Origin of the sequence: Pantoea stewartii (assembly GCF_011044475.1) — a bacterium.
In the GTDB taxonomy this organism is placed as follows: Bacteria; Pseudomonadota; Gammaproteobacteria; order Enterobacterales; family Enterobacteriaceae; genus Pantoea; species Pantoea stewartii.
Window position 1 is genome coordinate 2,421,356 of sequence record NZ_CP049115.1, and the last position, 26,780, is coordinate 2,448,135.

Genomic DNA, 26,780 nt, shown 5'->3' on the forward strand with positions numbered 1-26,780 from the left:
TACGGGGCTTTTTTACTTTATTGATGCCTGGCAGTTCCCTACTCTCGCATGGGGAGACCCCACACTACCATCGGCGCTACGGCGTTTCACTTCTGAGTTCGGCATGGGGTCAGGTGGGACCACCGCGCTACAGCCGCCAGGCAAATTCTTTATTCGCCGAACTCTAGCCATATATAACTGGTGCTGATACCCAGAGTCGAACTGGGGACCTCACCCTTACCAAGGGTGCGCTCTACCAACTGAGCCATATCAGCACGCAACAGGTATTCCCGGCATTGTTATGCTGATGCTCGGGTCGTTCAATTTGATGCCTGGCAGTTCCCTACTCTCGCATGGGGAGACCCCACACTACCATCGGCGCTACGGCGTTTCACTTCTGAGTTCGGCATGGGGTCAGGTGGGACCACCGCGCTACAGCCGCCAGGCAGATTCTGTCTGCCGCACCGCCCTCTCGGGCCGCACGGCGTTATCCGGTAAACAAGGCTGAAAATTCTTCTGTCTCTCAACCCAAAACGCCTCTGGCGTTGTAAGGTTAAGCCTCACGGGTCATTAGTACCGGTAAGCTCAACGCATCGCTGCGCTTACACACCCGGCCTATCAACGTCGTCGTCTTCAACGTCCCTTCAGGAGACTTAAAGTCTCAGGGAGAACTCATCTCGGGGCAAGTTTCGTGCTTAGATGCTTTCAGCACTTATCTTTTCCGCACTTAGCTACCGGGCAGTGCCACTGGCGTGACAACCCGGACACCAGCGGTGCGTTCACTCCGGTCCTCTCGTACTAGGAGCAACCCCCCTCAATTCTCCAGCGCCCACGGCAGATAGGGACCGAACTGTCTCACGACGTTCTAAACCCAGCTCGCGTACCACTTTAAACGGCGAACAGCCGTACCCTTGGGACCTACTTCAGCCCCAGGATGTGATGAGCCGACATCGAGGTGCCAAACACCGCCGTCGATATGAACTCTTGGGCGGTATCAGCCTGTTATCCCCGGAGTACCTTTTATCCGTTGAGCGATGGCCCTTCCATTCAGAACCACCGGATCACTATGACCTGCTTTCGCACCTGCTCGAGCCGTCACTCTCGCAGTCAAGCTGGCTTATGCCATTGCACTAACCTCCTGATGTCCGACCAGGATTAGCCAACCTTCGTGCTCCTCCGTTACGCTTTGGGAGGAGACCGCCCCAGTCAAACTACCCACCAGACACTGTCCGCAGCCCGGATTACGGGCCCACGTTAGAACACCAAACATTAAAGGGTGGTATTTCAAGGACGGCTCCACGCAGACTGGCGTCCACGCTTCAAAGCCTCCCACCTATCCTACACATCAAGGCTCAGTGTTCAGTGTCAAGCTGTAGTAAAGGTTCACGGGGTCTTTCCGTCTTGCCGCGGGTACACTGCATCTTCACAGCGATTTCAATTTCACTGAGTCTCGGGTGGAGACAGCCTGGCCATCATTACGCCATTCGTGCAGGTCGGAACTTACCCGACAAGGAATTTCGCTACCTTAGGACCGTTATAGTTACGGCCGCCGTTTACCGGGGCTTCGATCAAGAGCTTCTCCTTACGGATAACCCCATCAATTAACCTTCCGGCACCGGGCAGGCGTCACACCGTATACGTCCACTTTCGTGTTTGCACAGTGCTGTGTTTTTAATAAACAGTTGCAGCCAGCTGGTATCTTCGACTGGCCTCGGCTCCGGGAGCAAGTCCCTTCACCTACGCGCCAGCGTGCCTTCTCCCGAAGTTACGGCACCATTTTGCCTAGTTCCTTCACCCGAGTTCTCTCAAGCGCCTGGGTATTCTCTACCTGACCACCTGTGTCGGTTTGGGGTACGATTTCGTGTTACCTGATGCTTAGAGGCTTTTCCTGGAAGCAGGGCATTTATCACTTCAGCACCGTAGTGCCTCGTCGTCACGCCTCAGTGTAAAGTGCACCGGATTTGCCTGGCGCACACACCTACACGCTTAAACCGGGACAACCGTCGCCCGGCCGATATAGCCTTCTCCGTCCCCCCTTCGCAGTAACACCAAGTACAGGAATATTAACCTGTTTCCCATCGACTACGCCTTTCGGCCTCGGCTTAGGGTCGACTCACCCTGCTCCGATTAACGTTGAACAGGAACCCTTGGTCTTCCGGCGACAAGGTTTTTCACCTTGTTTATCGTTACTTATGTCAGCATTCGCACTTCTGATACCTCCAGCATGCCTCACAGCACACCTTCGACGGCTTACAGAACGCTCCCCTACCCAACAACGCTTACGCGTCGCTGCCGCAGCTTCGGTGCATGGTTTAGCCCCGTTACATCTTCCGCGCAGGCCGACTCGACCAGTGAGCTATTACGCTTTCTTTAAATGATGGCTGCTTCTAAGCCAACATCCTGGCTGTCTGTGCAACTCCACATCCTTTTCCACTTAATACACACTTTGGGACCTTAGCTGGCGGTCTGGGCTGTTTCCCTCTTCACGACGGACGTTAGCACCCGCCGTGTGTCTCCCGTGATAACATTCTCCGGTATTCGCAGTTTGCATCGGGTTGGTAAGCCGGGATGGCCCCTAGCCGAAACAGTGCTCTACCCCGGAGATGAGTTCACGAGGCGCTACCTAAATAGCTTTCGGGGAGAACCAGCTATCTCCAGGTTCGATTGGCCTTTCACCCCAGCCACAGGTCATCCGCTAATTTTTCAACATTAGTCGGTTCGGTCCTCCAGTTAGTGTTACCCAACCTTCAACCTGCCCATGGGTAGATCACCTGGTTTCGGGTCTATACCCTGCAACTTAACGCCCAGTTAAGACTCGGTTTCCCTGCGGCTCCCCTATACGGTTAACCTTGCTACAGAATATAAGTCGCTGACCCATTATACAAAAGGTACGCAGTCACACCACGAAGGTGCTCCCACTGCTTGTACGTACACGGTTTCAGGTTCTGTTTCACTCCCCTCGCCGGGGTTCTTTTCGCCTTTCCCTCACGGTACTGGTTCACTATCGGTCAGTCAGGAGTATTTAGCCTTGGAGGATGGTCCCCCCATATTCAGACAGGATACCACGTGTCCCGCCTTACTCATCGAACTCACAGCCTGTGCACCTTTGTGTACGGGAGTATCACCCTGTACCCTGCGACTTTCCAGACGCTTCCACTGATGCACAAGCTGATGCAGGTTCTGGGCTCCTCCCCGTTCGCTCGCCGCTACTGGGGAATCTCGGTTGATTTCTTTTCCTCGGGGTACTTAGATGTTTCAGTTCCCCGGTTCGCCTCATGCCGCTATGGATTCACTGCATGATAGTGTGACGAGTCACACTGGGTTTCCCCATTCGGGTATCGCCGGTTATAGCGGTTCATATCACCTTACCGGCGCTTATCGCAGATTAGCACGCCCTTCATCGCCTCTGACTGCCAGGGCATCCACCGTGTACGCTTGGTCGCTTAACCTCACAACCCACAGGCGTTTTGCGCTTGCGTGTTATGAGCTTTTGAGAGACCCGAACGCATCGTGCTGTGTTCCTTATTACGGAGGAACACGACGTGCGTCGTTTCAAATTTTCAGCTTGTTCCGGATTGTTAAAGAGCAAATATCTCAAACGTGACCCTGAGGCCAGTTTTGAGATACTTCGTGGAGACACCTTTCACCTGTCACCAAGCAAGTGGCGTCCCCTAGGGGATTCGAACCCCTGTTACCGCCGTGAAAGGGCGATGTCCTGGGCCTCTAGACGAAGGGGACGTGAAATCCTTGTGCAACAGACACGGGTTATTTCACGTGAAGGTGAGATTAGATAATCAGGCGACAATAGTTATTGTTACCGCACCCCAACGCGTAGACGCTTTGCTCATTACTTTTCTATCAGACAATCTGTGTGAGCACTTCGCACGACGGTATCTTCAGGTAAGGAGGTGATCCAACCGCAGGTTCCCCTACGGTTACCTTGTTACGACTTCACCCCAGTCATGAATCACAAAGTGGTAAGCGCCCTCCCGGAGGTTAAGCTACCTACTTCTTTTGCAACCCACTCCCATGGTGTGACGGGCGGTGTGTACAAGGCCCGGGAACGTATTCACCGTGGCATTCTGATCCACGATTACTAGCGATTCCGACTTCACGGAGTCGAGTTGCAGACTCCGATCCGGACTACGACGCACTTTATGAGGTCCGCTTGCTCTCGCGAGGTCGCTTCTCTTTGTATGCGCCATTGTAGCACGTGTGTAGCCCTACTCGTAAGGGCCATGATGACTTGACGTCATCCCCACCTTCCTCCGGTTTATCACCGGCAGTCTCCTTTGAGTTCCCGACCGAATCGCTGGCAACAAAGGATAAGGGTTGCGCTCGTTGCGGGACTTAACCCAACATTTCACAACACGAGCTGACGACAGCCATGCAGCACCTGTCTCAGCGTTCCCGAAGGCACCAATCCATCTCTGGAAAGTTCGCTGGATGTCAAGAGTAGGTAAGGTTCTTCGCGTTGCATCGAATTAAACCACATGCTCCACCGCTTGTGCGGGCCCCCGTCAATTCATTTGAGTTTTAACCTTGCGGCCGTACTCCCCAGGCGGTCGACTTAACGCGTTAGCTCCGGAAGCCACTCCTCAAGGGAACAACCTCCAAGTCGACATCGTTTACGGCGTGGACTACCAGGGTATCTAATCCTGTTTGCTCCCCACGCTTTCGCACCTGAGCGTCAGTCTTCGTCCAGGGGGCCGCCTTCGCCACCGGTATTCCTCCAGATCTCTACGCATTTCACCGCTACACCTGGAATTCTACCCCCCTCTACGAGACTCAAGCCTGCCAGTTTCAAATGCAGTTCCTAGGTTAAGCCCGGGGATTTCACATCTGACTTAACAGACCGCCTGCGTGCGCTTTACGCCCAGTAATTCCGATTAACGCTTGCACCCTCCGTATTACCGCGGCTGCTGGCACGGAGTTAGCCGGTGCTTCTTCTGCGGGTAACGTCAATTGCTGAGGTTATTAACCTCAGCACCTTCCTCCCCGCTGAAAGTACTTTACAACCCGAAGGCCTTCTTCATACACGCGGCATGGCTGCATCAGGCTTGCGCCCATTGTGCAATATTCCCCACTGCTGCCTCCCGTAGGAGTCTGGACCGTGTCTCAGTTCCAGTGTGGCTGGTCATCCTCTCAGACCAGCTAGGGATCGTCGCCTAGGTGGGCCGTTACCCCGCCTACCAGCTAATCCCATCTGGGCACATCCGATGGTGTGAGGCCCGAAGGTCCCCCACTTTGGTCTTGCGACGTTATGCGGTATTAGCTACCGTTTCCAGTAGTTATCCCCCTCCATCGGGCAGTTTCCCAGACATTACTCACCCGTCCGCCACTCGTCACCCGAGGAGCAAGCTCCTCTGTGCTACCGTCCGACTTGCATGTGTTAGGCCTGCCGCCAGCGTTCAATCTGAGCCATGATCAAACTCTTCAATTTAAAGTTTGATTTGCTGAAACCAGTTCAGCGATGCTCAAGGAAAACGTCGTAATGAATTTCAATACGTGTTCACTCTTAAGACTTGATATTTTTTTGCGTCCGGAGACGCGGATATCAATCCTGCGAGTGCCCACACAGATTGTCTGATAAATTGTTAAAGAGCAGTGCAACCAGCGGGTTAACCGTCTGTTGCGAGGTGGCGTATATTACGCTTTCCTCCTTCAGAGTCAACCTCTTTTTCAGAAGTTTTTCTCCGGCGAAAGCTCCGGGGAGTTTTCTGCTGAACACCGCGTTACGTAAGCCGTTGTGCCGTGTCGATGGAGGCGCATTATAGGGATCCGAATGAATTGCACAACCCTTTTTTTGGATCTTTTTACTGACTGCCGAGAAAACATTCATATTGATTAGATCACCAACGATCCGGCACAAAATCCCCTTGCCAGTTGGTCAGAATCGCATCAGGCTGCCAGTAAACTCAGTAAAAGGAGAACAAAATGACTGTAGCGTTACGCCCTTACAAACATCTTTTCCCAAAATTGGGTCTGCGCGTCATGGTTGATCCCACCAGCGTGGTAGCGGGTGACGTCATTATGGAAGATGATGTAGGTATCTGGCCTTTAGTCGCTATTCGTGGCGATGTGAACCAGGTGCATATTGGTGCCCGAACCAATATTCAGGATGGCAGCGTCCTGCATGTCACGCATAAATCAGAGGCCAACCCCGCCGGTTTTCCTCTGATAATTGGGGAAGACGTAACAGTTGGGCATAAAGCGATGCTGCATGGCTGCACGATAGGCAATCGCGTACTGGTTGGAATGGGCTCAATCGTACTGGATGGCGTCATTGTTGAAGACGACGTTATGATTGGTGCCGGGAGCCTGGTTCCCCCCGGCAAACGACTGGAAAGTGGCTATCTGTATGTCGGGAGCCCGGTCAAACAAATCCGGCCGCTGAATGAAAAAGAAATTGAAGGTCTACTTTACTCTGCCAGCAACTATGTTAACTGGAAGAACGACTATCTGGCCGGAGACAGCCAGACCCATCCTTCATTGTCGACCTGATCGTTTCGAATGCAGTCTTCGGCCTGATCTTCCAAATCCCAGCGATGATGGCGAAACAGCGTCATCGCTTCTCCCTCACCGAACTGTTCATTAAGCGCCTCAACACTGATAGCGCAGGTTAAGCCCATCCCGTTTACCAGAACAGGGAAACAAACGGCCCTTAATTCTGTATTCAGGCTTTCCCGATCAGGAAACTGTATCGCCTGGTTCATGACTGCATCCCGGCTTTTAATGAGGCGATGACCGGTGCGATTTCGGGCATCACCCCGTGCCATAGATGAAAGGCATGCGCGGCCTGACCCACCAGCATCCCCAGCCCGTCAGCAAGATGAGATGAACCGTGCTGCTGACACCAGCGCAGGAAAGGCGTTAAGCCACTCTGATAGAACATATCGTAGCAACGTAGCTCAGCATGAACTAGTGAAGGCGGCAACGGCGGTACTTCACTCTGAATACCACTTGATGTGGCATTAATGACAAGGTCGAAATGTCTATCCACAAGCGCGTCAAACGAACACGCATTAATCGCTCCGCGATGGGCAAACTCTGCGGCCAGAGTCTGCGCATTCAACGCCGTTCGGTTCACGACCGTGATCGTTGCTCCCATCGAAAGCAGAGGGAGAATGACGCCCCGAGCGGCTCCACCTGCCCCCACCAGCAGAAGATGGCTGTCGGGCTTAATCATCCCAAGGCGCTGAAGATCGCTGAGCAGCCCAATACCATCCGTATTGTCGCCAAGAATTTGGCCATCATCACACAGCTTTAGCGTGTTCACAGCCCCTGACAGCGCAGCGCGCTCGGTCAACTGGTCGGCAAATGCCCACGCCTGCTGTTTAAAAGGCAGCGTAATGTTCGCACCCGCCCCGCCGTCGTGGAAAAAAGTGCGGAGAGTCTCAGGAAAAGCATCAACAGGCGCATCAATACGATCATACTGAAGAGAGATTGCTGTCTGTCGCGCAAACGCCTGATGAATGTGCGGCGATTTGCTGTGACTAATGGGATGACCGAAAACTGCAAAATTTACCATATATTAACCCTGGCGTATCAAATTGCCGCTGATGACATCGCGAATCTCAGAAGGATTGAGCCTTCCTCCTGTCTTTCCATTCAATACAGGAAACGCGGTGCCAAACTGCAATTTGACCTCTTCGACTGAACGGCACGGCGGCTGACCGGAAAGATTAGCGCTGGTCGATACCAAAGGTTTTCCAAACGCCCGGCACAGCGCCTGAACATCCGGATGATCGCTAACGCGGATGGCCAGTGAATCAAATTGCCCGGTTAACCAGCGCGGGGTAACCGGAGAAGCAGGCACGACAAAGGTAACCGGGCCTGGCCAACAGGCAAACATACGTTCACGCTGCTCCGTGGTTAAGGCCTCATCCGATACGTAAGGTTTAAGCTGATCATAGTCGGCAGCTATCAGGATCAAGCCTTTCTCTACTGGCCGTTTTTTTAATGCCAGCAGTGCCATGACCGCAGATTCATTATCGGGATCACAGCCTAAGCCGAATACCGCTTCGGTGGGATAGGCAATCACAGCATGCTGGTTAAGATGGCTTACACAATCCTGCAATGAGCTGGCAACGGGTTGATTTAACATGGTTATGTCTTATGTCTCTTGAATAATAGCTTTGCCACAACTTTTACTGGCGCAGAAAAGCCGGGTGCCCTGCGCCGTCTTTTTCTCGACTAAAAGCGGAAATTCACAATGCGGACAGCGCCCCGCCACTGGCGTCAGGTTCACGGCAAACTGACAGGCTGGATAGCGTTCGCAGGCATGAAACGTTTTACCAAAACGCGAGCGGCGTTGTACCAGCTTACCCTGCTGACACTGCGGACAGTCGATCGTGGTTTCATCCGGTTTATCGATGGTTTCGGTGTAATCACACGCGGGATAGTCGCTACAGCCAATAAACATGCCAAATCGGCCCTGGCGCAATACTTTATCCGCCCCGCATTGTGGGCAAACGTGGCCTTCCAGGACTTTGACAACATGCCCATCAGCCTGGTTTCCCAAAGGCTTGATATAGTCACAGGCAGGGTAATTTGCACAGCCCAAAAATGGGCCATGCTTTCCTGAACGTATAACAAGTTCTGCCCCGCATGCGGGGCAGGGATCCTGTTTACGCACAGTAAAGAGTGCGGTTTTACTCATAACAGTCATGCATTAGTAAAAATTTAATGCAGCATACCTTCGTTGACGTCGAATAGCAGTTCTTCCATCTGCTGATACGCGTTTTCACATCCAGGGATGTTAAACAGCACCATCAGCACCACCCATTTAAGATCCTCAAGATCGAAATCCAGCGTATCAAGCGCCATGACACGTTCAATGACCATTTCTCGTGTTTCCAGACTCAGTACCTGGATTTGCTCCAGGAACAGCAGGAAACCGCGGCTTTCGGCATCTAAACGCTTGCTCTCTTCATCGGTATAGATGCGCATAGAGAGCGGATCATTTGCCAGCAAAATTGGTGCGACCAGTCCTTCCTGATAGTCCGCCAATTTCTCTAACCAGTTCAACGCATTATAAATATCTTCGCGGTGGAAACCGGCATCCGTCAAGTCATCTGTCAATCTGTCCTGATCAACACCCATTTCTGTTTCGTTGTGGATATAGGTCTCAAACAAGTACATGAGTACGTCGAACATGGCATGCCCTCCTCAATCGGACATAGCCGCCGGGTACAGCTGCGATCCATCCTGCTAACTCCAGTTCCAGCAATTGAGCTGTAATAACTGGCACAGGTTGGCCGGCACGTTCAGCGACAACGTCAACAGGTGTAACCTCATCACCTACGTTAGCCAACAGCTCGGCAAATGGCAATGGAGCATCGTCACTGGCATCAGAATAAATTTCATCTGACGGGTTAACAGGTAACCAGTTAAGCATAGCGCGTAAATCTTCGACAATGTTATTAGGATGTGCCACCAACATGGCACCTTGTTGGATCAGCCAGTTTGTCCCCTCACTGCCGCTGTTACCCAGCGCACCCGGTAAGGCATAAACATTGCGATTCTGCTCTAATGCATAACGGGCTGTGACTAATGAACCACTTTTTAATGACGCTTCAATGACGAGAACACCCTGACTTAACCCACTGATAATACGGTTTCTGCGCGGAAACTGATGCGCCAGTGGCGCGGCAGTAAGCGGAAACTCCGCGATTACGGCGCCTCCCTGCATAACAATCTCCTGCGCCAGCGCAGTGTGTTTTTTGGGATACAGATGGGCCAGTCCACTCCCCAGTACGGCCACGGTTTTACCCTGCACATTTAATGCGGCACGGTGTGCCACGCCATCAATCCCGATAGCCAGCCCACTGGTTATGGTCAAACCGCTCAATGCCAGTTGTTGGGTGAACCAGTCGCACCAGTAACGGCCTGAGGGCGAACACAGACGGCTGCCTACCACCGCCAGTTGAGGTGAAGATAATACGGTTGGATCACCGTTTACATATAAGAGCGGAGGGAAACAGGCCGTTTCAAGGAGTTGAGCGGGGTAATGCGCATCCAGCGCCGTAATCAGGTGATGCGTTGGACACTGTGCCAGCCAAGTGTTAACGGTTGCCAGCCAGTCCGTGGTTTTCTGATGGGCATAATGATGTTGCGCTGTCTCGAAGCCCTTTTGGCTTAATATCACATCAATATCCTGACCTGCGCACAGTTGCTGCGCCGCGTTCAGCCAGCGTCGGCCCGTCAGGCCGGGTATCGCGGCCAGCCGCAGTAATCGCGCCCTTTTTTCCATCGTCACGGCCTCCTGATAACCGTCGCATCCCTCCGCAGAATGCTGTCAATCAGGTACTAAAAAGTCTACAATATGAGGCAGTAATCTTTTCCTTTTAGAATATAGATCTGGATATTTATGTCAGTTTTACAGGTGTTACATTTTCCTGACGAGCGCCTGCGCAAGATCGCCGCGCCAGTCAAAGAAGTTAACGCAGAAGTTCAGCGTATCGTTGATGATATGTTCGAAACCATGTATTCCGAAGAAGGTATCGGCCTTGCCGCTACGCAGGTGGATATTCATCAGCGCATCATTGTGATTGATGTCTCTGAGAACCGGGACGAGCGACTGGTATTGATCAATCCCGAGCTTCTGGAAAAAAGTGGTGAAACAGGTATCGAAGAAGGTTGCCTGTCCATTCCTGAGCAACGCGCCTTTGTGCCTCGTGCAGAGCGGGTAAAAGTGCGGGCGTTAGATCGCGAAGGTAAGCCGTTTGAACTGGAAACCGGTGACCTGCTGGCTATCTGTATTCAGCATGAAATTGATCATCTGGATGGCAAACTGTTTATCGATTATCTGTCGCCTTTAAAGCGTCAGCGAATCAAGACAAAGTTAGAAAAACTGGCGCGGCAAAATGCCCAGGCCTCTTGAGATCTGAAAAAGGGATAAACGTGTCTGCCCCGCTTAATATAATCTTTGCTGGCACACCAGACTTCGCGGCGCGTCACCTTGACGCGTTGCTCGCATCTGAGCATAAGGTCGTTGGCGTTTTCACCCAACCAGACCGCCCAGCCGGGCGCGGCAATAAGTTGACCGCGAGCCCGGTAAAAGCGCTGGCTCTTGCCCACAACATTCCGGTTTTTCAGCCCAAATCGTTGCGCCCTGCGGAAAACCAACAGCTGGTTGCCGATTTGCAGGCCGATGTCATGGTCGTGGTGGCTTATGGCCTTATCCTGCCGAAAGCCGTGCTTGAGATGCCACGTCTGGGCTGCATCAACGTACATGGTTCGTTGCTGCCACGCTGGCGCGGCGCGGCGCCTATTCAGCGCGCGCTTTGGGCGGGTGATCAGGAAACCGGTGTCACCATCATGCAAATGGATGTCGGGCTGGATACCGGTGATATGCTGGTAAAACTGGCCTGCCCTATTACTGCTGAAGACACCAGTGCTTCGTTATACGACAAACTGGCCAGCCTCGGACCAGAAGGGCTACTGACAACCTTGTCGCAATTGCGTGAGGGCAACGCCCAGCCGGTGAAACAGGATGAAACCCTGGCAAATTATGCTGAGAAGCTCAGTAAAGAGGAAGCACGTCTTGACTGGCAGTTACCCGCGGAACAGCTTGAACGCTGCATTCGCGCCTTTAATCCCTGGCCGGTTAGCTTTTTTATGGTAAATGATCAGCCAGTAAAAGTATGGCAAGCCGGTGTTTTACCTCATGTCAATAAACGACCAGGCGAGATCGTTAAGGCTGACAAACAGGGCATTCACATTGCCACCGCCGACGGCGTACTCAATTTACTTCAGTTGCAACCCGCCGGTAAAAAACCGATGTCGGCACAGGATCTGCTCAACTCGCGCCGGGAATGGTTTGAACCTGGCTCTCTTCTGGACTGACATTCAGGCCCGGTAAATCCGGGCCTTTTGTTTGATGGCACTATCTTATGACTAAATCATCCAACCTTCGTAGCCTGTCTGCACAACTGATTGAACGTGTTGTCGATAAGGGCGAGTCACTCAATACTGTGCTGCCTGCCGCACAGAAAAAAGTCGCCGATAAAGACGCCGCTCTGGTGCAAGAGATCTGCTTTGGTGTGTTACGAACGTTACCGCAGCTGGAAGCGCTTATCGGGAAATTGATGGAGCGCCCTCTGACCGGCAAACAGCGTACGCTGCATTTTCTGATCATGGTGGGCCTGTACCAGTTGCTCTACACGCGCGTCCCGGCACATGCGGCATTAGCCGAGACCGTTGCTGGTGCTGAAGTGCTGAAACGTGCCAATTTGAAAGGATTGATCAACGGTGTGTTACGTCAGTTCCAGCGCCGTCAGGAGGAACTCCTTGCCAGCATCCAGGAAGGTCCACAGCGCCATCTTCATCCCGGATGGCTACTGAACCGACTGCAGCTTGCCTGGCCAGATCGCTGGCAACAGATTGTTGACGCGAATAACCAACGCCCACCGATGTGGCTGCGGGTTAACCGTCAGCACCATACCCGTGACAGTTGGCTTGCTCTGCTGACCGCCAGTGAAAGAGAGGCGATGGCTGCAGAGGATGTGCCGGAAGCATTACGCCTGGCCTCGCCAGCGCCGGTTCACCAGTTACCCGGTTTCGACCAGGGCTGGGTTACGGTGCAGGATCTCTCAGCACAGCGCTGTGCGCTTCTGCTTGCGCCTAAAAATGGCGAACATATTCTCGATCTGTGTGCAGCGCCAGGCGGCAAAACGACGCATATTTTAGAAATAGCCCCTGACGCGCAGGTCCTTGCTGTGGATGTGGACGCACAACGACTGAAGCGCGTAACCGAAAACCTGACACGGCTGGGAATGACCGCCGAGGTCAAACAAGGTGATGGCCGTACTCCGCAGCAATGGTGTGACCAACGGCAGTTTGATCGTATCCTGCTGGATGCGCCCTGCTCAGCCACAGGCGTGATTCGCCGCCATCCGGATATCAAATGGTTACGCCGCGATCGCGATATCAGCGAACTGGCCGCTTTGCAGCGTGACATTCTGGAGGCCACATGGCCGCTTCTTAAAGCAGGCGGTACGATGATCTACGCGACCTGCTCTGTCCTACCGGAAGAGAACCATGAGCAAATCAGCGGTTTCTTACAGCGACATGCGGATGCACAGGCTGTCTCCCTTTCAGGCGCGCCCGACACGGGCTGGCAGGTGTTCCCTGACGCTGAAGGCGGAGACGGATTTTTCTACGCTAAGCTGATTAAAGACGCTAACGCATAATGAAAAGGCTTTGAAAAGCGATGAAAATCATCATTCTTGGTGCTGGCCAGGTTGGAGGCACACTGGCCGAAAATCTGGTTGGCGAAAACAACGATATAACAGTTGTTGATACAGATTCAGCACGTTTACGTCAGTTACAGGATAAATTTGATTTACGTGTTGTGCAGGGTCATGGTTCCCACCCACGGGTTCTCCGTGAGGCCGGCGCGGAAGACGCCGATATGCTGGTCGCCGTTACCAGCTCTGACGAAACCAACATGATAGCCTGTCAAATCGCGTATTCGCTCTTCAACACGCCAAATCGTATCGCCCGTATACGTGCGGCTGACTATCTGCGCGATGCGGATAAGCTTTTTATCCCCGAAGCAGTGCCTATCGACCATCTGATTTCGCCTGAGCAACTGGTTATCGACAATATTTACCGCCTGATTCAATATCCGGGCGCGTTGCAGGTAGTTAATTTTGCTGAAGGCAAAGTGAGCCTCGCAGTCGTGAAAGCCTATTACGGTGGCCCCCTGGTGGGCAATCCATTGTCGATCCTGCGCGATCACATGCCCCATATCGATACGCGCGTAGCGGCGATTTTTCGTCAGGACCGCCCTATCCGGCCACAGGGCTCCACCATTATCCAAGCCGGTGATGAAGTTTTCTTCATTGCCGCCGGCCAGCATATTCGTGCGGTAATGAGTGAAATGCAGCGCCTGGAAAAGCCTTATAAACGCATCATGTTAGTAGGCGGCGGCAACATTGGCTTTGGCCTGGCGCAAAAGCTCGAGAAAAACTACAGCGTGAAACTTATTGAGCGCAATCCCCAGCGCGCGGCCGAACTGGCTGAACAGTTGCACGACACGGTGGTCTTTTACGGTGATGCCTCCGATCAGGAACTACTGGCGGAAGAGCATATTGAGCAGGTGGATTTGTTTATCGCCGTCACCAACGATGACGAAGCCAATATCATGTCTGCCATGCTGGCCAAAAAAATGGGCGCCAAGAAAGTTATGGTGCTGATTCAACGCCGTGCTTATGTCGATCTGGTCCAGGGCAGCGTCATTGATATCGCCATTTCTCCCCAGCAGGCGACCATCTCGGCCTTACTGGGACATGTGCGCAAAGCCGATATTGTGGGTGTCTCGTCATTACGTCGAGGCATTGCTGAAGCCATCGAAGCCATCGCGCATGGCGACGAAACCACATCGCGCGTGGTGGGACGGTCAGTTGATGATATCAAGCTGCCACCAGGCACACTGATTGGTGCTGTGGTGCGCGGCGACGATGTGATGATAGCGAATGACAATCTGCGTATTGAACAGGGCGATCACGTTGTGATGTTTTTAACCGATAAAAAGTTTGTGCCGGACGTCGAGCGCCTGTTCCAGCCCAGTCCGTTTTTCCTATAACACATAAAAAGCCAGCACTGACATGTCAGTGGCTTATTGTCTGTGGTTAATGGCAAATATTGTGAGCTTTGTTAAACTTTATGGCATTGGCTAAGGCAAGGAGAGAAGTATGAGTTTATTCAAAGAGTTTCGTGATTTTGCGATGCGCGGCAACGTGGTTGATCTGGCCGTCGGTGTGATTATCGGTGCGGCATTCGGTAAGATTGTTTCATCACTGGTCGCGAACATCATTATGCCACCGCTGGGCTTGCTGATTGGCGGCGTTGATTTCAAATCGTTTAGCTGGGTGCTTAAACCTGCCGTCGGCAACACACCGGCTGTGGTTATGGAATATGGTATTTTCCTGCAAACCGTATTTGATTTCATCATTGTTGCTTTTGCTATCTTTATGGCGATTAAGCTGATGAACAAACTGTATAAGAAGAAAGAAGTGGAAAAACCGGCACCTAAACCTACAAATGAAGAACTGCTTCTGACAGAAATCCGCGATTTACTCAAACAACAGAATACGAAAATCTAAAATAAAAAGCCGCTCTGAAGCGGCTTTTTTGTGTCTGTAAAGCAGAAGGCCAGTGATAAACGGCTTGCTTATCACTGGCCTCCCAGCCTTTCCCATGTTTTTCTTTACGCCGGTAACTGCCTTTGCCTTTTTGTTTTTCTTCAACACGTTGCCTGAACAGCGGGTCGTGTAACAATGCCTGTAAGGCGTTATCCTGTATTTGTCCTTTCGTATGACGGTATCTGGACATAACTTCTCCGGTTGAGTAATGGAATAATGCGGTGAAAAGATGAAGCAAACTCATTATACGCGCACAACAGCGACAAAAAATACACCTTAATCGGGCACGAGTTTGGTCTTAATCGCACGACCATATTCCCCCTCAAGAAAATCAGTGCGCATACCGGCCTGGCTCAGCCTTATCTTCAGTTGCCGTAATCGTTGTGTCTGGATCAGCGCCTCTGGATCGTCAGGATCTAAATGCTGTAAAAGATCGCTGACCTGAAGTGCTTCGCGGCGCAGCTCAAGTTCGGGGGGAAGAAAACCTGCATTTTTTAACAGTCGGTATCCTGCTCGTAGATCAGGTGGAACCTGACTGTCGTCTTCGAGATTCAGCGGTGCGCCTTCGCCCGGCAGATCACTCAGCTCACCTTTCTCCTGCGCGGCTTTAATATGCTGTTCTGCAAGCTGATCAATTAACCACATTGTTCACCTCCTTCATGACACCACAAGCGTAGCAGACGCAGAATGACAGGCAATAAAAAACCCGCCGAAGCGGGTTTTTCACGTTGCAACAGATTACTCTGCTGCAGCTTCTGCTTGAGCTTCTGGACGATCAACCAGCTCGATGTATGCCATCGGAGCGTTGTCACCAGCGCGGAAGCCACACTTCAGAATGCGAGTGTAACCACCTGCACGGCTCGCGAAACGCGGGCCTAACTCATTAAACAGTTTTGCCACGATCTCGTTATCACGAGTACGGGCGAATGCCAGACGACGATTAGCTACGTTGTCGGTCTTGGCAAGAGTAATCAGCGGCTCAACTACGCGGCGCAACTCTTTGGCTTTCGGCAGAGTCGTCTTGATGATCTCGTGACGAACCAGAGAGCCAGCCATGTTGCGGAACATAGCCTGACGATGGCTGCTGTTGCGGTTCAGTTGACGACCACTCTTACGATGGCGCATGACCTTATCCTTCTCAGTGAAACCTTAACCTGTGATCGGGTTATTCATCAGCAATGCTTGCCGGTGGCCAGTTTTCCAGGCGCATGCCCAGAGACAGACCACGTGAGGCCAGCACATCTTTAATCTCGGTAAGAGATTTTTTACCAAGGTTAGGCGTTTTAAGCAGCTCAACCTCAGTACGCTGTACCAGATCACCGATGTAGTGGATAGCTTCTGCCTTAAGGCAGTTAGCAGAGCGGACAGTCAATTCCAGATCGTCAACAGGGCGCAGCAGGATCGGATCGAATTCTGGTTTCTCTTCTTTCACTTCTGGCTGACGTACATCACGTAAGTCAACGAAAGCTTCCAGTTGTTCTGCCAGGATGGTCGCCGCACGACGAATCGCCTCTTCAGGATCGATTGTGCCGTTGGTTTCCATTTCGATGACCAGCTTGTCCAGGTCGGTGCGCTGCTCTACACGCGCTGCTTCAACATTGTAGGCGATACGGTCTACAGGGCTGTAGCAAGCGTCGACCAGCAGACGGCCGATTGGGCGCTCATCTTCTTCCGAATGAATTCGGGCAGAAGCCGGCACATAACCACGACCACGCTGAACTTTGATACGCATGCTAATAGATGCGTTGTCATCGGTCAGATGGCAGATCACATGCTGCGGCTTGACGATTTCGACATCACCATCATGGGTAATGTCGGCTGCAGTCACAGGGCCAATGCCAGATTTATTCAAGGTAAGAATAACTTCATCTTTGCCCTGAACTCTTACCGCCAAACCTTTAAGGTTGAGCAGGATTTCCAGGATATCTTCCTGTACACCCTCTTTGGTGCTGTACTCATGCAGTACACCATCAATTTCAACCTCGGTCACCGCGCAACCCGGCATTGATGAAAGCAGAATACGGCGCAGCGCGTTACCAAGAGTATGGCCAAAGCCACGCTCTAAAGGCTCAAGGGTCACCTTGGCGTGCGTCGAACTCACTTGCTCGATATCTACCAGGCGCGGTTTTAGAAACTCTGTCACAGAACCCTGCATTGTGTCCTCTCTTTGGTACTAAGCTTTACTTAGAGTAAAGCTCGACGATCAGGTGTTCGTTAATGTCCGCAGACAGATCAGTACGTTCAGGAATACGTTTGAACACACCTTCCATCTTAGCTGCATCAACTTCCAGCCAGGTTGGCTTTTCACGCTGCTCAGCCAGCTCCAGAGCGGCCTTCACGCGAGATTGCTTTTTGGCTTTCTCACGGATGCTAACGACATCATTCGGAGATACCTGATAAGAAGCGATGTTAACAACGCGACCATTTACCAGAACAGACTTATGGCTGACCAGCTGACGTGCTTCCGCACGCGTGGCACCAAAGCCCATACGATAAACGACGTTGTCCAGACGGCCTTCCAGCAGAGCCAACAGGTTTGCACCGGTGTTGCCTTTCAGACGTGCTGCTTCTTTGTAATAGTTACGGAACTGACGCTCAAGCACACCGTAGATACGACGAACTTTTTGCTTTTCACGTAACTGACCGCCGTAGTCAGACAGACGTGGCTTGCGCGCACCGTGCTGACCAGGGGCTTGTTCAATCTTACACTTGGAATCAATCGCGCGAACGCCAGACTTAAGGAATAAGTCAGTGCCCTCACGACGGCTCAGCTTGAGCTTAGGACCCAAATATCTTGCCATTTTCTTTCTCCAACTAACCTAAAAAACGGACGTTATACGCGACGTTTTTTCGGCGGACGACAACCGTTGTGAGGGATCGGAGTCACATCAGTAATGTTCGTGATGCGGAAACCAGCGGCGTTCAGAGCACGAATCGTTGATTCGCGGCCTGGACCCGGACCCTTAACCATAACTTCCAGGTTCTTAATACCGTAATCTTTTACAGCTTCTGCACAGCGCTCTGCAGCGACCTGAGCAGCAAACGGCGTAGATTTACGTGAACCGCGGAAACCGGAACCACCGGCGGTTGCCCAACCCAGTGCGTTACCCTGACGATCAGTAATGGTAACGATGGTGTTGTTAAAAGACGCATGGACATGAGCCACGCCATCTGAGACTTGTTTTCTTACACGCTTACGTGCACGAACTGGTGCCTTTGCCATTATTTACTCACCCCGATTATTTCTTGATCGGTTTACGCGGACCCTTACGGGTACGTGCGTTGGTCTTGGTGCGCTGACCGCGAACCGGAAGACCACGACGATGGCGCAAACCACGGTAGCAACCAAGGTCCATCAGACGCTTGATGCTCAGGGTGATTTCACGGCGCAGATCACCTTCAACAACGAATTTAGCAACTGCATCACGCAGCTGATCAATTTGTTCTTCAGACAGCTCACTGATCTTAACATTTTCAGCAATACCCGTTGAAGCGCAAATGGCTTTAGAACGAGTTTTACCAATACCGAAGATCGAAGTTAATGCGATAACGGTATGTTTCTGATCAGGAATGTTAATGCCTGCTATACGGGCCACTATGCACTCCTACTATTTAATATGTACGCACCATGCTGAAAAGCCCGTTTTCAGGATACTCAAATGGAAACGTACAGACATACAAAAGATTGGCTGGCTAATCTAGCCAGCTCAACCCGACTTTGCAAGAAAAATATGTGAAAATCAGCCTTGGCGCTGTTTATGCTTTGGCTCGGCGCTGCAGATCACACGAACGACACCGTCGCGACGAATGATTTTGCAGTTACGACATAATTTCTTGACGGAAGCACGAACTTTCATTTTTACTCTCCGTAACTTCTCAACCACCTGAATTAACGGCCATAGCCCTTCAGGTTAGCTTTCTTCAATGCAGACTCGTACTGACTTGACATCATCAGAGTTTGCACTTGAGCCATAAAGTCCATGATGACGACCACTACGATAAGCAGCGATGTACCGCCAAAGTAGAAAGGAACTTTCATCGCATCACGCATGAACTCCGGGATAAGGCAAATAAAGGTAATGTAGAGGGCACCGATTAAGGTTAACCGTGTCATTACTTTATCGATATATCTCGCCGTTTGCTCTCCCGGACGAATTCCCGGTACGAATGCACCAGACTTCTTCAGGTTATCTGCTGTTTCACGCGGGTTGAAAACCAACGCCGTGTAGAAGAAACAGAAGAAGATGATAGCAGTCGCATAGAGTAGCACATAAAGCGGCTGTCCTGGCTGCAAATACATCGAAATTGTTGTCAGCCAGTTCCAACCGGTACCGCCCCCGAACCACGATGCAATCGTTGCCGGGAACAGAATAATGCTGGAAGCGAAGATTGCCGGGATAACCCCTGCCATATTCACTTTCAACGGTAAATGTGTGCTCTGTGCAGCGTAAACGCGACGACCTTGTTGACGTTTCGCATAGTTCACCACGATGCGGCGTTGACCACGCTCAACGAAAATAACAAAGAAGGTCACTGCAAATACGAGAACTGCAACCAACAGCAACAGAAGGAAGTGCAGGTCACCTTGCCGCGCTTGCTCGATGGTATGGCCAATGGCCGGCGGAAGTCCCGCAACAATACCCGCGAAGATAATGATCGAGATACCGTTACCGATACCACGTTCAGTAATCTGTTCGCCCAGCCACATCAGGAACATTGTCCCGGTAACCAGACTTACAACAGCGGTAAAATAGAATGCAAAGCCTGGATTCATTACCAGGCCTTGCATACCAGGCATATTCGGCAAACCGGTAGCAATACCGATCGACTGGAATATGGCCAATACCAACGTACCGTAACGGGTGTACTGGCTAATCTTACGACGGCCAGCCTCCCCTTCTTTCTTGATTTCTGCTAAGGCAGGATGAACCACCGTTAACAGCTGGATAATAATAGATGCCGAAATATACGGCATGATACCCAGAGCAAAAATAGAAGCACGGCTGAGAGCACCACCAGAGAACATGTTAAACATTTCAATGATGGTGCCACGCTGTTGCTCAAGCAGTTTGGCAAGTACAGTGGCATCAATACCAGGGATTGGAATGAAAGAGCCAATGCGGAAGACAATCAGTGCACCGATAACAAACAGCAGTCTGCGTTTCAGTTCACCAAAGCCACCTTTGGCACTTTGAAAATCTAATCCCGGTTGTTTAGCCATCTGCTACTTATTCCTCGATTTTACCGCCAGCAGCTTCGATTGCAGCACGAGCACCTTTGGTGACACGCAGGCCGCGAACCGTTACCGGTGCAGAAACTTCACCAGACAGAATGACTTTAACGAACTCAATCTGGACACCGACAATGTTGGCTGCTTTCAGCGCGTTCAGGTCGACGATACCGCCTTCAACTTTCGCCAGATCAGACAGACGAATCTCTGTGGTGATAATTGCTTTGCGAGAGGTGAAACCGAACTTCGGCAGACGACGGTACAGAGGCATCTGACCACCTTCGAAACCGCGACGTACGCCACCGCCAGAACGTGAGTTCTGACCTTTGTGACCACGACCACCGGTTTTTCCGAGGCCAGAACCGATACCACGACCCAGACGCTTGGTAGCGTGCTTAGACCCTTCGGCCGGAGACAGAGTATTTAAACGCATCTCTTACTCCTCCACTTTAACCATGTAGGAAACCGCGTTGACCATGCCGCGTACAGCTGGCGTGTCTTCACGCTCTACGGTATGACCAATACGACGCAGACCCAGGCCAACCAGAGTGGCTTTATGCTTAGGCAAGCGGCCGATTGAACTACGGGTTTGAGTGATTTTAATAGTCTTTGCCATCGTGATTACCCCAGAATTTCTTCAACGGATTTACCACGCTTAGCAGCGACCATTTCCGGAGACTTCATATTGCCCAGGCCGTCGATAGTTGCACGAACCACGTTAATCGGGTTAGTAGAACCATAGGCTTTTGCCAGAACGTTATGTACTCCAGCGACTTCCAGAACGGCGCGCATTGCACCACCGGCGATGATACCGGTACCTTCTGAAGCCGGCTGCATGAACACACGGGACCCAGTGTGCGCACCTTTAACAGGGTGCTGCAGGGTGCCGTTGATCAGCGCGACATTAACCATGTTGCGACGGGCTTTCTCCATCGCTTTCTGGATCGCTGCTGGAACTTCACGCGCTTTACCGTAACCAAAACCAACGCGGCCGTTACCATCACCCACTACAGTCAGTGCGGTGAAGGAGAAAATACGACCACCTTTTACAGTTTTAGATACACGGTTTACCGCGATCAGTTTTTCCTGCAGTTCGCCAGCTTGTTTCTCGATGTGTGCCATCTTAGACCTCTACCTTAGAACTGAAGGCCAGCTTCACGGGCAGCATCTGCCAGTGCCTGGACGCGACCATGATATTGGAAACCGGAACGGTCGAAAGAAACACCAGTGATGCCTTTTTCGATTGCGCGTTCTGCAATAGCTTTACCTACAGCAGCTGCGGCTTCTTTATTACCGGTATACTTCAGTTGTTCAGTGATAGCTTTTTCTACAGTAGAAGCAGCAACCAGAACTTCGGAACCGTTCGGGGCGATTACCTGTGCGTAAATGTGACGCGGGGTACGATGTACCACCAGGCGAGTAGCACCCAGCTCTTTGAGCTTGCGACGTGCACGGGTCGCACGACGGATACGAGCAGATTTCTTATCCATAGTGTTACCTTACTTCTTCTTAGCCTCTTTGGTACGCACGACTTCGTCGGCGTAACGGACACCCTTGCCTTTATAAGGCTCAGGACGACGGTAGGCGCGCAAGTCAGCTGCAACCTGGCCGATCACCTGCTTATCAGCGCCTTTCAGCACGATTTCAGTCTGAGTCGGACACTCTGCAGTGATACCCGCGGGCAGCTGGTGATCAACTGGATGAGAAAAGCCCAGAGACAGGTTAACTACGTTGCCTTTAACGGCAGCACGATAACCAACACCAACCAGCTGCAGCTTCTTAGTGAAGCCTTCGGTAACACCGATAACCATTGCGTTCAGCAGCGCGCGAGAAGTACCCGCCTGCGCCCAGCCGTCAACATAACCTTCGCGCGGAGCGAAAGTCAGGGTGTTGTCAGCATGCTTAACTTCAACAGCATCATTGATAGTACGAGTCAGCTCGCCGTTTTTACCTTTAATCGAAATTACCTGACCGTTGAGTTTTACCTCTACGCCGGCAGGAACAACGACAGGTGCTTTAGCAACACGAGACATAGTATCCTCCGATTACGCTACGTAGCAGATAATTTCGCCACCAAGACCAGCCTGGCGCGCTGCACGATCAGTCATAACACCTTTCGATGTAGAAATGACAGCGATACCCATACCAGCCATTACCTTTGGCAGCTCATCTTTTTTCTTATAGATGCGCAGGCCGGGACGGCTTACTCGCTGAATGCTTTCTACAACCGCTTTACCCTGGAAATACTTAAGAGTCAGTTCCAGTTCCAGCTTGGTGTCGCCTTCGATTTTAAAATCTTCAATAAAGCCTTCTTCCTTCAGCACGTTGGCAATTGCCAATTTCAGCTTGGAGGAGGGCATGGTGACCGCAACTTTGTTCGCGGCCTGACCGTTACGGATACGGGTCAGCATATCCGCGATCGGATCTTGCATGCTCATCTGTGTTACTCCCGTGATTCAATTGGTGACAATTACCAGCTAGCCTTTTTCAGACCCGGGATTTCACCGCGCATTGCGGCTTCACGGACCTTGATACGGCTCAACCCAAACTTCCGCAGGAAACCGTGCGGACGACCTGTTTGACGGCAGCGGTTACGCTGACGTGAAGGGCTGGAATCACGCGGCAGACTCTGCAGCTTGAGAACGGCATCCCAACGGTCTTCGTCGGAAGCGTTCACATCAGAAATGATCGCTTTCAGTTCAGCGCGTTTTGCGAAGAATTTGTCTGCTAATTTCACACGCTTAACTTCGCGTGCTTTCATAGATTGCTTAGCCATTAAGTAACCCTACCTTACTTACGGAACGGGAAGTCAAAGGCAGCCAGCAGAGCACGGCCTTCATCATCAGATTTCGCAGTAGTGGTAATGGTAATATCCAAACCACGAACGCGATCGACTTTGTCGTAGTCGATTTCTGGGAAGATGATCTGCTCACGTACACCCATGCTGTAGTTGCCACGACCATCGAATGACTTAGCGGACAGGCCACGGAAGTCACGGATACGCGGTACAGCAATGGTGATCAGACGCTCAAAGAACTCCCACATGCGTTCGCCACGCAGAGTTACTTTACAGCCGATCGGATAGCCCTGACGGATTTTGAAGCCTGCAACTGATTTGCGTGCTTTGGTGATCAACGGTTTTTGACCGGAGATTGCTGCCAGGTCAGCTGCTGCGTTATCCAGCAGTTTCTTGTCAGCGATCGCTTCACCAACACCCATGTTCAGGGTGATCTTCTCGACCCGAGGGACTTGCATGACAGAATTGTAGCCGAACTCAGACATGAGTTTCTGGACTACCTCGTCTTTGTAGTAATCATGCAGTTTCGCCATCGTACTACTCCAAATTACTTGATAGTTTCGCTATTAGATTTGAAGAAACGGACTTTTTTACCGTCTTCGAATCTAAAGCCTACACGGTCAGCCTTACCGGTTGCCGCATTGAAGAGAGCAACGTTAGAAACCTGAATTGCAGCTTCTTTTTCAACGATGCCGCCTGGTTGGTTCAGAGCCGGAACAGGCTTCTGATGTTTCTTAACCAGGTTGATACCTTCAACGATGACCTTGCCAGAAGACAGGACGTTCTTAACTTTACCGCGCTTACCTTTATCTTTACCGGTTAACACGATAACTTCGTCGTTACGACGGATTTTAGCTGCCATTGTTCGCTCCTTAGAGTACTTCTGGTGCCAGAGAGATAATTTTCATGAACTTTTCAGTACGAAGTTCACGAGTTACCGGCCCAAAAATACGCGTACCGATAGGCTGCTCGCTGTTATTGTTTAAAATAACGCATGCATTACCATCGAAGCGAATGACAGAACCGTCCGGGCGACGAACACCCTTCCTGGTGCGCACCACTACCGCCTTCAGGACATCACCTTTTTTAACTTTACCACGTGGAATTGCTTCCTTGATGGTAACTTTAATGATGTCGCCGACGCCTGCGTAGCGACGGTGCGAGCCACCCAGAACCTTGATACACATTACGCGACGTGCACCGGAGTTGTCGGCGACGTTCAGCATAGTCTGTTCTTGGATCATTTCAGTGCTCCGCTAATGTCAACTACTACTTCGGGACCTAGACCTCAGGTCGATTGAAAGCCCCATAATTGAGGGCGCGGCATTATAACACCGGTTCTCGCAGATGGGTAGAAAAAATGAACGGCTCTTTCGAGCCGTTCATTAGATTTTTAAAGAGGGCAAATTCTATTACAGAATTGCTTTCTCTACAACGCGAACCAGTGTCCAGGACTTAGTCTTAGACAGTGGACGGCATTCGCGGATTTCTACCACGTCGCCGATTCCACATTCGTTGTTCTCGTCATGGATGTGCAGCTTAGTCGTACGCTTAATGAATTTTCCATAGATTGGATGCTTCACGAAACGCTCGATAGCAACAACAGCAGATTTCTGCATTTTGTCACTAACAACACGACCCTGCAGAGTACGGATTTTATCGGTCATTACGAACCCGCCTTCTCAGTCAGTAAAGTCTTAACGCGTGCAACATCACGGCGAACCTGCTTCAGCAGATGAGACTGCTGCAGTTGGCCAGATGCTGCCTGCATGCGCAGGTTAAATTGCTCACGCAGCAGATTAAGCAGCTCAGTGTTCAGCTCTTCAACGCTTTTTTCACGCAGCTCTGTTGCTTTCATTACATCACCGTCTTAGTTACAAAGGTGGTTTTGATAGGCAGTTTTGCTGCTGCCAGCTTGAATGCTTCACGGGCCAGCTCTTCTGGTACGCCGTCCATTTCATACAGGACTTTACCAGGCTGGATCAGGGCAACCCAATACTCAACGTTACCCTTACCTTTACCCATACGCACTTCCAGCGGCTTCTCGGTGATCGGTTTGTCCGGGAATACACGGATCCAGATCTTACCTTGACGCTTAACTGCACGGGTCATAGCACGACGTGCTGCTTCGATCTGACGGGCAGTCAGACGACCACGGCCAACAGCTTTCAGACCGAAAGTCCCGAAGCTAACATCCGTACCCTGCGCCAGACCGCGGTTGCGGCCTTTGTGCACTTTACGGAATTTCGTACGCTTTGGTTGTAACATAGCGACTCTCCTTACTTACGGCCTTTACGCTGCTGCTTTTTAGGTTGAGCAGCCGGTTCCGGTTGTTCAACAGCAGCCATACCACCCAGGATCTCGCCTTTGAAGATCCATACCTTAACGCCGATTACACCATAAGTGGTGTGCGCTTCAGAGGTGTTGTAGTCAATGTCAGCACGCAGAGTGTGCAACGGCACGCGACCTTCACGGTACCATTCGGTACGTGCGATCTCGGCGCCGCCCAGACGGCCGCTAACTTCAACTTTGATACCCTTCGCGCCCAGACGCATGGCGTTCTGAACCGCACGCTTCATAGCACGACGGAACATCACACGACGCTCCAGCTGTGAAGTGATGCTGTCAGCAACCAGTTTTGCGTCCAGTTCCGGTTTACGGACTTCGGCGATATTGATCTGTGCAGGAACGCCAGCGATTTTCGCGACGACCGTGCGCAGTTTTTCTACGTCTTCACCTTTCTTACCGATCACGATGCCAGGACGAGCGGTGTGAATGGTCACACGGATGCTCTTAGCTGGACGCTCGATAACGATACGAGATACAGACGCCTTAGCCAGTTCCTTAGTCAGGTACTGACGTACTTTAAAGTCGCTGTCCAGGTTGTCAGCGAATTCTTTGGTGTTCGCAAACCAGGTAGAGTTCCATGGTTTTACAATACCCAGGCGAATACCATTAGGATGTACTTTCTGACCCATTGCTAGTCTCCAGAGTCTCAGCGATCGGACACAACCACAGTAATGTGGCTGGTGCGCTTCAGGATGCGATCTGCACGACCTTTTGCACGCGGCATAATGCGCTTCATGCTTGGGCCTTCGTCGACGAAAATTTTCGCGACTTTCAGATCGTCGATATCAGCGCCATCGTTGTGTTCAGCGTTAGCAATGGCAGATTCCAGAACTTTCTTGACCAGTACAGCCGCTTTCTTGTTGGTGTAGGTCAAAATGTCCAGTGCCTGCGACACTTTCTTACCGCGGATCAGGTCAGCAACAAGGCGAACCTTCTGAGCAGAAGAACGAGCGTGGCGATGTTGAGCTAAAGTTTCCATCTCTTCCTCCTACTTATTTCTTCTTGGCTTTTTTATCAGCCGCGTGACCGCGATAAGTACGTGTCGGCGCGAATTCACCCAGTTTGTGACCAACCATTTCGTCGGAAACAAAGACAGGAACGTGCTGACGACCATTATGGACAGCGATGGTCAAACCGATCATGTTAGGAAAGATCGTTGAACGACGGGACCAAGTGCGCAAAGGCTTCTTGTCACCGCTTTCCACCGCTTTCTCTACCTTCTTCAGCAAGTGCAGGTCAATAAAAGGACCTTTCTTGAGAGAACGTGGCATGG

At 51.5% G+C, this 26,780-nt stretch carries 37 protein-coding genes, 2 tRNA genes and 4 rRNA genes; 6 read left to right on the top strand and 37 right to left on the bottom strand.

The window, feature by feature from the left end; translation table 11 throughout:
• Positions 1 to 25 precede the first annotated feature (25 nt).
• From rrf (G5574_RS11470) to G5574_RS11495, 6 genes are all read right to left on the bottom strand, one after another.
• Positions 26 to 141: ribosomal RNA gene (gene rrf / locus G5574_RS11470) — 5S ribosomal RNA — on the bottom strand.
• A 37-nt stretch (positions 142 to 178) separates the two neighbouring features.
• Positions 179 to 254: transfer RNA gene (locus G5574_RS11475), tRNA-Thr, on the bottom strand.
• 55 nt (positions 255 to 309) lie between these two features.
• Positions 310 to 425: ribosomal RNA gene (gene rrf, locus G5574_RS11480) — 5S ribosomal RNA — on the bottom strand.
• 103 nt (positions 426 to 528) lie between these two features.
• Positions 529 to 3,428: ribosomal RNA gene (locus G5574_RS11485) — 23S ribosomal RNA — on the bottom strand.
• Between the two features lie 213 nt (positions 3,429 to 3,641).
• A tRNA-Glu gene (locus tag G5574_RS11490) sits at positions 3,642 to 3,717 on the bottom strand.
• Between the two features lie 163 nt (positions 3,718 to 3,880).
• Positions 3,881 to 5,422 (bottom strand): 16S ribosomal RNA (locus G5574_RS11495).
• The 16S, 23S and 5S rRNA genes sit together here with 2 tRNA genes alongside, the layout of an rRNA operon.
• Before the next feature lie 494 nt (positions 5,423 to 5,916).
• Between G5574_RS11495 and G5574_RS11500 the strand changes: the two genes are divergently transcribed.
• Positions 5,917 to 6,483, top strand: coding sequence for a gamma carbonic anhydrase family protein (locus G5574_RS11500; protein ID WP_006120665.1), 567 nt, complete (start codon positions 5,917 to 5,919; stop codon positions 6,481 to 6,483).
• On the opposite strand, the gene G5574_RS11505 is transcribed toward G5574_RS11500, so the two are convergent.
• From G5574_RS11505 to dprA, 6 genes are read right to left on the bottom strand one after another with little or no spacing between them, the layout of a single operon-like run.
• Complete coding sequence (locus G5574_RS11505) at positions 6,438 to 6,695, bottom strand: DUF1488 family protein (RefSeq protein WP_006120664.1); 258 nt, start codon at positions 6,693 to 6,695, stop codon at positions 6,438 to 6,440. The two genes, G5574_RS11500 and G5574_RS11505, sit on opposite strands and share 46 nt — an antisense overlap.
• Positions 6,692 to 7,510: a shikimate dehydrogenase gene (gene aroE, locus G5574_RS11510; protein ID WP_164482640.1), complete on the bottom strand. Its 819-nt coding sequence runs from the start codon at positions 7,508 to 7,510 to the stop codon at positions 6,692 to 6,694. Before aroE ends, G5574_RS11505 begins: the two co-directional genes overlap by 4 nt.
• A gap of 3 nt (positions 7,511 to 7,513) precedes the next feature.
• Positions 7,514 to 8,086 (bottom strand): L-threonylcarbamoyladenylate synthase type 1 TsaC, encoded by a 573-nt coding sequence (gene tsaC, locus G5574_RS11515; RefSeq protein WP_164482641.1) that lies wholly within the window; start codon positions 8,084 to 8,086, stop codon positions 7,514 to 7,516.
• Positions 8,087 to 8,095: 9 nt separating this feature from the next.
• A complete protein-coding gene (locus G5574_RS11520) occupies positions 8,096 to 8,641 on the bottom strand; it encodes a DNA topoisomerase family protein (RefSeq protein WP_164482642.1) in 546 nt (181 codons plus the stop codon).
• A 23-nt stretch (positions 8,642 to 8,664) separates the two neighbouring features.
• Positions 8,665 to 9,138: a DUF494 family protein Smg gene (smg, locus tag G5574_RS11525; protein WP_006120660.1), complete on the bottom strand. Its 474-nt coding sequence runs from the start codon at positions 9,136 to 9,138 to the stop codon at positions 8,665 to 8,667.
• The gene (dprA, locus tag G5574_RS11530) at positions 9,110 to 10,234 is read right to left on the bottom strand and encodes a DNA-protecting protein DprA (RefSeq protein ID WP_164482643.1); all 1,125 of its coding nucleotides are present in this window, start codon (positions 10,232 to 10,234) and stop codon (positions 9,110 to 9,112) included. The genes smg and dprA overlap by 29 nt, the downstream gene beginning before the upstream one ends.
• Before the next feature lie 117 nt (positions 10,235 to 10,351).
• On the opposite strand from dprA, the gene def reads away from it, so the two are divergent.
• The 5 genes from def (at position 10,352) to mscL (ending at position 15,092) form a co-directional block, all read left to right on the top strand.
• Positions 10,352 to 10,864 carry a peptide deformylase gene (gene def / locus G5574_RS11535; RefSeq protein WP_006120608.1) on the top strand — a complete coding sequence of 171 codons (513 nt, stop codon included), beginning with the start codon at positions 10,352 to 10,354 and terminating at the stop codon, positions 10,862 to 10,864.
• A gap of 20 nt (positions 10,865 to 10,884) precedes the next feature.
• Entirely contained in the window at positions 10,885 to 11,829 is a 945-nt protein-coding gene (gene fmt / locus G5574_RS11540) for a methionyl-tRNA formyltransferase (RefSeq protein WP_162287058.1), read from the top strand.
• A gap of 47 nt (positions 11,830 to 11,876) precedes the next feature.
• Positions 11,877 to 13,175 (top strand): 16S rRNA (cytosine(967)-C(5))-methyltransferase RsmB, encoded by a 1,299-nt coding sequence (rsmB, locus tag G5574_RS11545; protein WP_164482644.1) that lies wholly within the window; start codon positions 11,877 to 11,879, stop codon positions 13,173 to 13,175.
• 20 nt (positions 13,176 to 13,195) lie between these two features.
• Positions 13,196 to 14,572 (top strand): Trk system potassium transporter TrkA, encoded by a 1,377-nt coding sequence (gene trkA, locus G5574_RS11550; RefSeq protein ID WP_164482645.1) that lies wholly within the window; start codon positions 13,196 to 13,198, stop codon positions 14,570 to 14,572.
• 109 nt (positions 14,573 to 14,681) lie between these two features.
• Positions 14,682 to 15,092: a large-conductance mechanosensitive channel protein MscL gene (gene mscL / locus G5574_RS11555; RefSeq protein WP_006120604.1), complete on the top strand. Its 411-nt coding sequence runs from the start codon at positions 14,682 to 14,684 to the stop codon at positions 15,090 to 15,092.
• Here the strand turns inward: mscL and G5574_RS11560 are convergent.
• From G5574_RS11560 to rpsS, 25 genes are all read right to left on the bottom strand, one after another.
• Positions 15,067 to 15,321, bottom strand: a complete 255-nt coding sequence (locus G5574_RS11560; RefSeq protein WP_039343751.1) for an alternative ribosome-rescue factor A — start codon at positions 15,319 to 15,321, stop codon at positions 15,067 to 15,069. The genes mscL and G5574_RS11560 overlap by 26 nt on opposite strands.
• An 86-nt stretch (positions 15,322 to 15,407) precedes the next feature.
• A complete protein-coding gene (locus G5574_RS11565) occupies positions 15,408 to 15,776 on the bottom strand; it encodes a DnaJ family domain-containing protein (protein WP_164482646.1) in 369 nt (122 codons plus the stop codon).
• 93 nt (positions 15,777 to 15,869) lie between these two features.
• Complete coding sequence (gene rplQ, locus G5574_RS11570) at positions 15,870 to 16,256, bottom strand: 50S ribosomal protein L17 (RefSeq protein WP_009087575.1); 387 nt, start codon at positions 16,254 to 16,256, stop codon at positions 15,870 to 15,872.
• A gap of 40 nt (positions 16,257 to 16,296) precedes the next feature.
• Complete coding sequence (locus tag G5574_RS11575; protein ID WP_033741519.1) at positions 16,297 to 17,286, bottom strand: DNA-directed RNA polymerase subunit alpha; 990 nt, start codon at positions 17,284 to 17,286, stop codon at positions 16,297 to 16,299.
• A gap of 25 nt (positions 17,287 to 17,311) precedes the next feature.
• Positions 17,312 to 17,932, bottom strand: a complete 621-nt coding sequence (rpsD, locus tag G5574_RS11580) for a 30S ribosomal protein S4 (RefSeq protein WP_006120599.1) — start codon at positions 17,930 to 17,932, stop codon at positions 17,312 to 17,314.
• Between the two features lie 32 nt (positions 17,933 to 17,964).
• Positions 17,965 to 18,354 carry a 30S ribosomal protein S11 gene (gene rpsK, locus G5574_RS11585; protein WP_004160563.1) on the bottom strand — a complete coding sequence of 130 codons (390 nt, stop codon included), beginning with the start codon at positions 18,352 to 18,354 and terminating at the stop codon, positions 17,965 to 17,967.
• 16 nt (positions 18,355 to 18,370) lie between these two features.
• Complete coding sequence (gene rpsM, locus G5574_RS11590) at positions 18,371 to 18,727, bottom strand: 30S ribosomal protein S13 (protein WP_003850176.1); 357 nt, start codon at positions 18,725 to 18,727, stop codon at positions 18,371 to 18,373.
• A gap of 144 nt (positions 18,728 to 18,871) precedes the next feature.
• The gene (gene rpmJ, locus G5574_RS11595; RefSeq protein WP_004160566.1) at positions 18,872 to 18,988 is read right to left on the bottom strand and encodes a 50S ribosomal protein L36; all 117 of its coding nucleotides are present in this window, start codon (positions 18,986 to 18,988) and stop codon (positions 18,872 to 18,874) included.
• Positions 18,989 to 19,020: 32 nt separating this feature from the next.
• Positions 19,021 to 20,352 (bottom strand): preprotein translocase subunit SecY, encoded by a 1,332-nt coding sequence (gene secY, locus G5574_RS11600; protein ID WP_006120598.1) that lies wholly within the window; start codon positions 20,350 to 20,352, stop codon positions 19,021 to 19,023.
• Positions 20,353 to 20,359: 7 nt separating this feature from the next.
• Positions 20,360 to 20,794: a 50S ribosomal protein L15 gene (gene rplO, locus G5574_RS11605; protein WP_164482647.1), complete on the bottom strand. Its 435-nt coding sequence runs from the start codon at positions 20,792 to 20,794 to the stop codon at positions 20,360 to 20,362.
• Between the two features lie 3 nt (positions 20,795 to 20,797).
• Positions 20,798 to 20,977 (bottom strand): 50S ribosomal protein L30, encoded by a 180-nt coding sequence (gene rpmD, locus G5574_RS11610; protein WP_003850166.1) that lies wholly within the window; start codon positions 20,975 to 20,977, stop codon positions 20,798 to 20,800.
• Positions 20,978 to 20,982: 5 nt separating this feature from the next.
• A complete protein-coding gene (gene rpsE / locus G5574_RS11615; RefSeq protein ID WP_006120595.1) occupies positions 20,983 to 21,483 on the bottom strand; it encodes a 30S ribosomal protein S5 in 501 nt (166 codons plus the stop codon).
• 14 nt (positions 21,484 to 21,497) lie between these two features.
• On the bottom strand, positions 21,498 to 21,851 hold the full coding sequence (rplR, locus tag G5574_RS11620; protein ID WP_003850163.1) for a 50S ribosomal protein L18: 354 nt from the start codon (positions 21,849 to 21,851) through the stop codon (positions 21,498 to 21,500).
• Positions 21,852 to 21,860: 9 nt separating this feature from the next.
• The gene (gene rplF, locus G5574_RS11625) at positions 21,861 to 22,394 is read right to left on the bottom strand and encodes a 50S ribosomal protein L6 (RefSeq protein WP_033741521.1); all 534 of its coding nucleotides are present in this window, start codon (positions 22,392 to 22,394) and stop codon (positions 21,861 to 21,863) included.
• 12 nt (positions 22,395 to 22,406) lie between these two features.
• Positions 22,407 to 22,799: a 30S ribosomal protein S8 gene (rpsH, locus tag G5574_RS11630; RefSeq protein ID WP_006120593.1), complete on the bottom strand. Its 393-nt coding sequence runs from the start codon at positions 22,797 to 22,799 to the stop codon at positions 22,407 to 22,409.
• A gap of 32 nt (positions 22,800 to 22,831) precedes the next feature.
• The gene (rpsN, locus tag G5574_RS11635; RefSeq protein ID WP_006120592.1) at positions 22,832 to 23,137 is read right to left on the bottom strand and encodes a 30S ribosomal protein S14; all 306 of its coding nucleotides are present in this window, start codon (positions 23,135 to 23,137) and stop codon (positions 22,832 to 22,834) included.
• 14 nt (positions 23,138 to 23,151) lie between these two features.
• Positions 23,152 to 23,691, bottom strand: coding sequence for a 50S ribosomal protein L5 (gene rplE, locus G5574_RS11640; protein ID WP_006120591.1), 540 nt, complete (start codon positions 23,689 to 23,691; stop codon positions 23,152 to 23,154).
• Positions 23,692 to 23,705: 14 nt separating this feature from the next.
• Complete coding sequence (gene rplX / locus G5574_RS11645) at positions 23,706 to 24,020, bottom strand: 50S ribosomal protein L24 (RefSeq protein ID WP_003850150.1); 315 nt, start codon at positions 24,018 to 24,020, stop codon at positions 23,706 to 23,708.
• Between the two features lie 10 nt (positions 24,021 to 24,030).
• Entirely contained in the window at positions 24,031 to 24,402 is a 372-nt protein-coding gene (rplN, locus tag G5574_RS11650; RefSeq protein WP_006120590.1) for a 50S ribosomal protein L14, read from the bottom strand.
• 168 nt (positions 24,403 to 24,570) lie between these two features.
• On the bottom strand, positions 24,571 to 24,825 hold the full coding sequence (rpsQ, locus tag G5574_RS11655; RefSeq protein WP_006120589.1) for a 30S ribosomal protein S17: 255 nt from the start codon (positions 24,823 to 24,825) through the stop codon (positions 24,571 to 24,573).
• On the bottom strand, positions 24,825 to 25,016 hold the full coding sequence (gene rpmC / locus G5574_RS11660; protein WP_006120588.1) for a 50S ribosomal protein L29: 192 nt from the start codon (positions 25,014 to 25,016) through the stop codon (positions 24,825 to 24,827). Before rpmC ends, rpsQ begins: the two co-directional genes overlap by 1 nt.
• Entirely contained in the window at positions 25,016 to 25,426 is a 411-nt protein-coding gene (gene rplP, locus G5574_RS11665) for a 50S ribosomal protein L16 (RefSeq protein WP_002438716.1), read from the bottom strand. Before rplP ends, rpmC begins: the two co-directional genes overlap by 1 nt.
• Before the next feature lie 11 nt (positions 25,427 to 25,437).
• Positions 25,438 to 26,136 carry a 30S ribosomal protein S3 gene (rpsC, locus tag G5574_RS11670; protein WP_006120587.1) on the bottom strand — a complete coding sequence of 233 codons (699 nt, stop codon included), beginning with the start codon at positions 26,134 to 26,136 and terminating at the stop codon, positions 25,438 to 25,440.
• 17 nt (positions 26,137 to 26,153) lie between these two features.
• Positions 26,154 to 26,486, bottom strand: a complete 333-nt coding sequence (gene rplV, locus G5574_RS11675; protein ID WP_002919773.1) for a 50S ribosomal protein L22 — start codon at positions 26,484 to 26,486, stop codon at positions 26,154 to 26,156.
• 13 nt (positions 26,487 to 26,499) lie between these two features.
• Positions 26,500 to 26,778 (bottom strand): 30S ribosomal protein S19, encoded by a 279-nt coding sequence (gene rpsS, locus G5574_RS11680; protein ID WP_001138115.1) that lies wholly within the window; start codon positions 26,776 to 26,778, stop codon positions 26,500 to 26,502.
• Between the last annotated feature and the right edge of the window lie 2 nt (positions 26,779 to 26,780).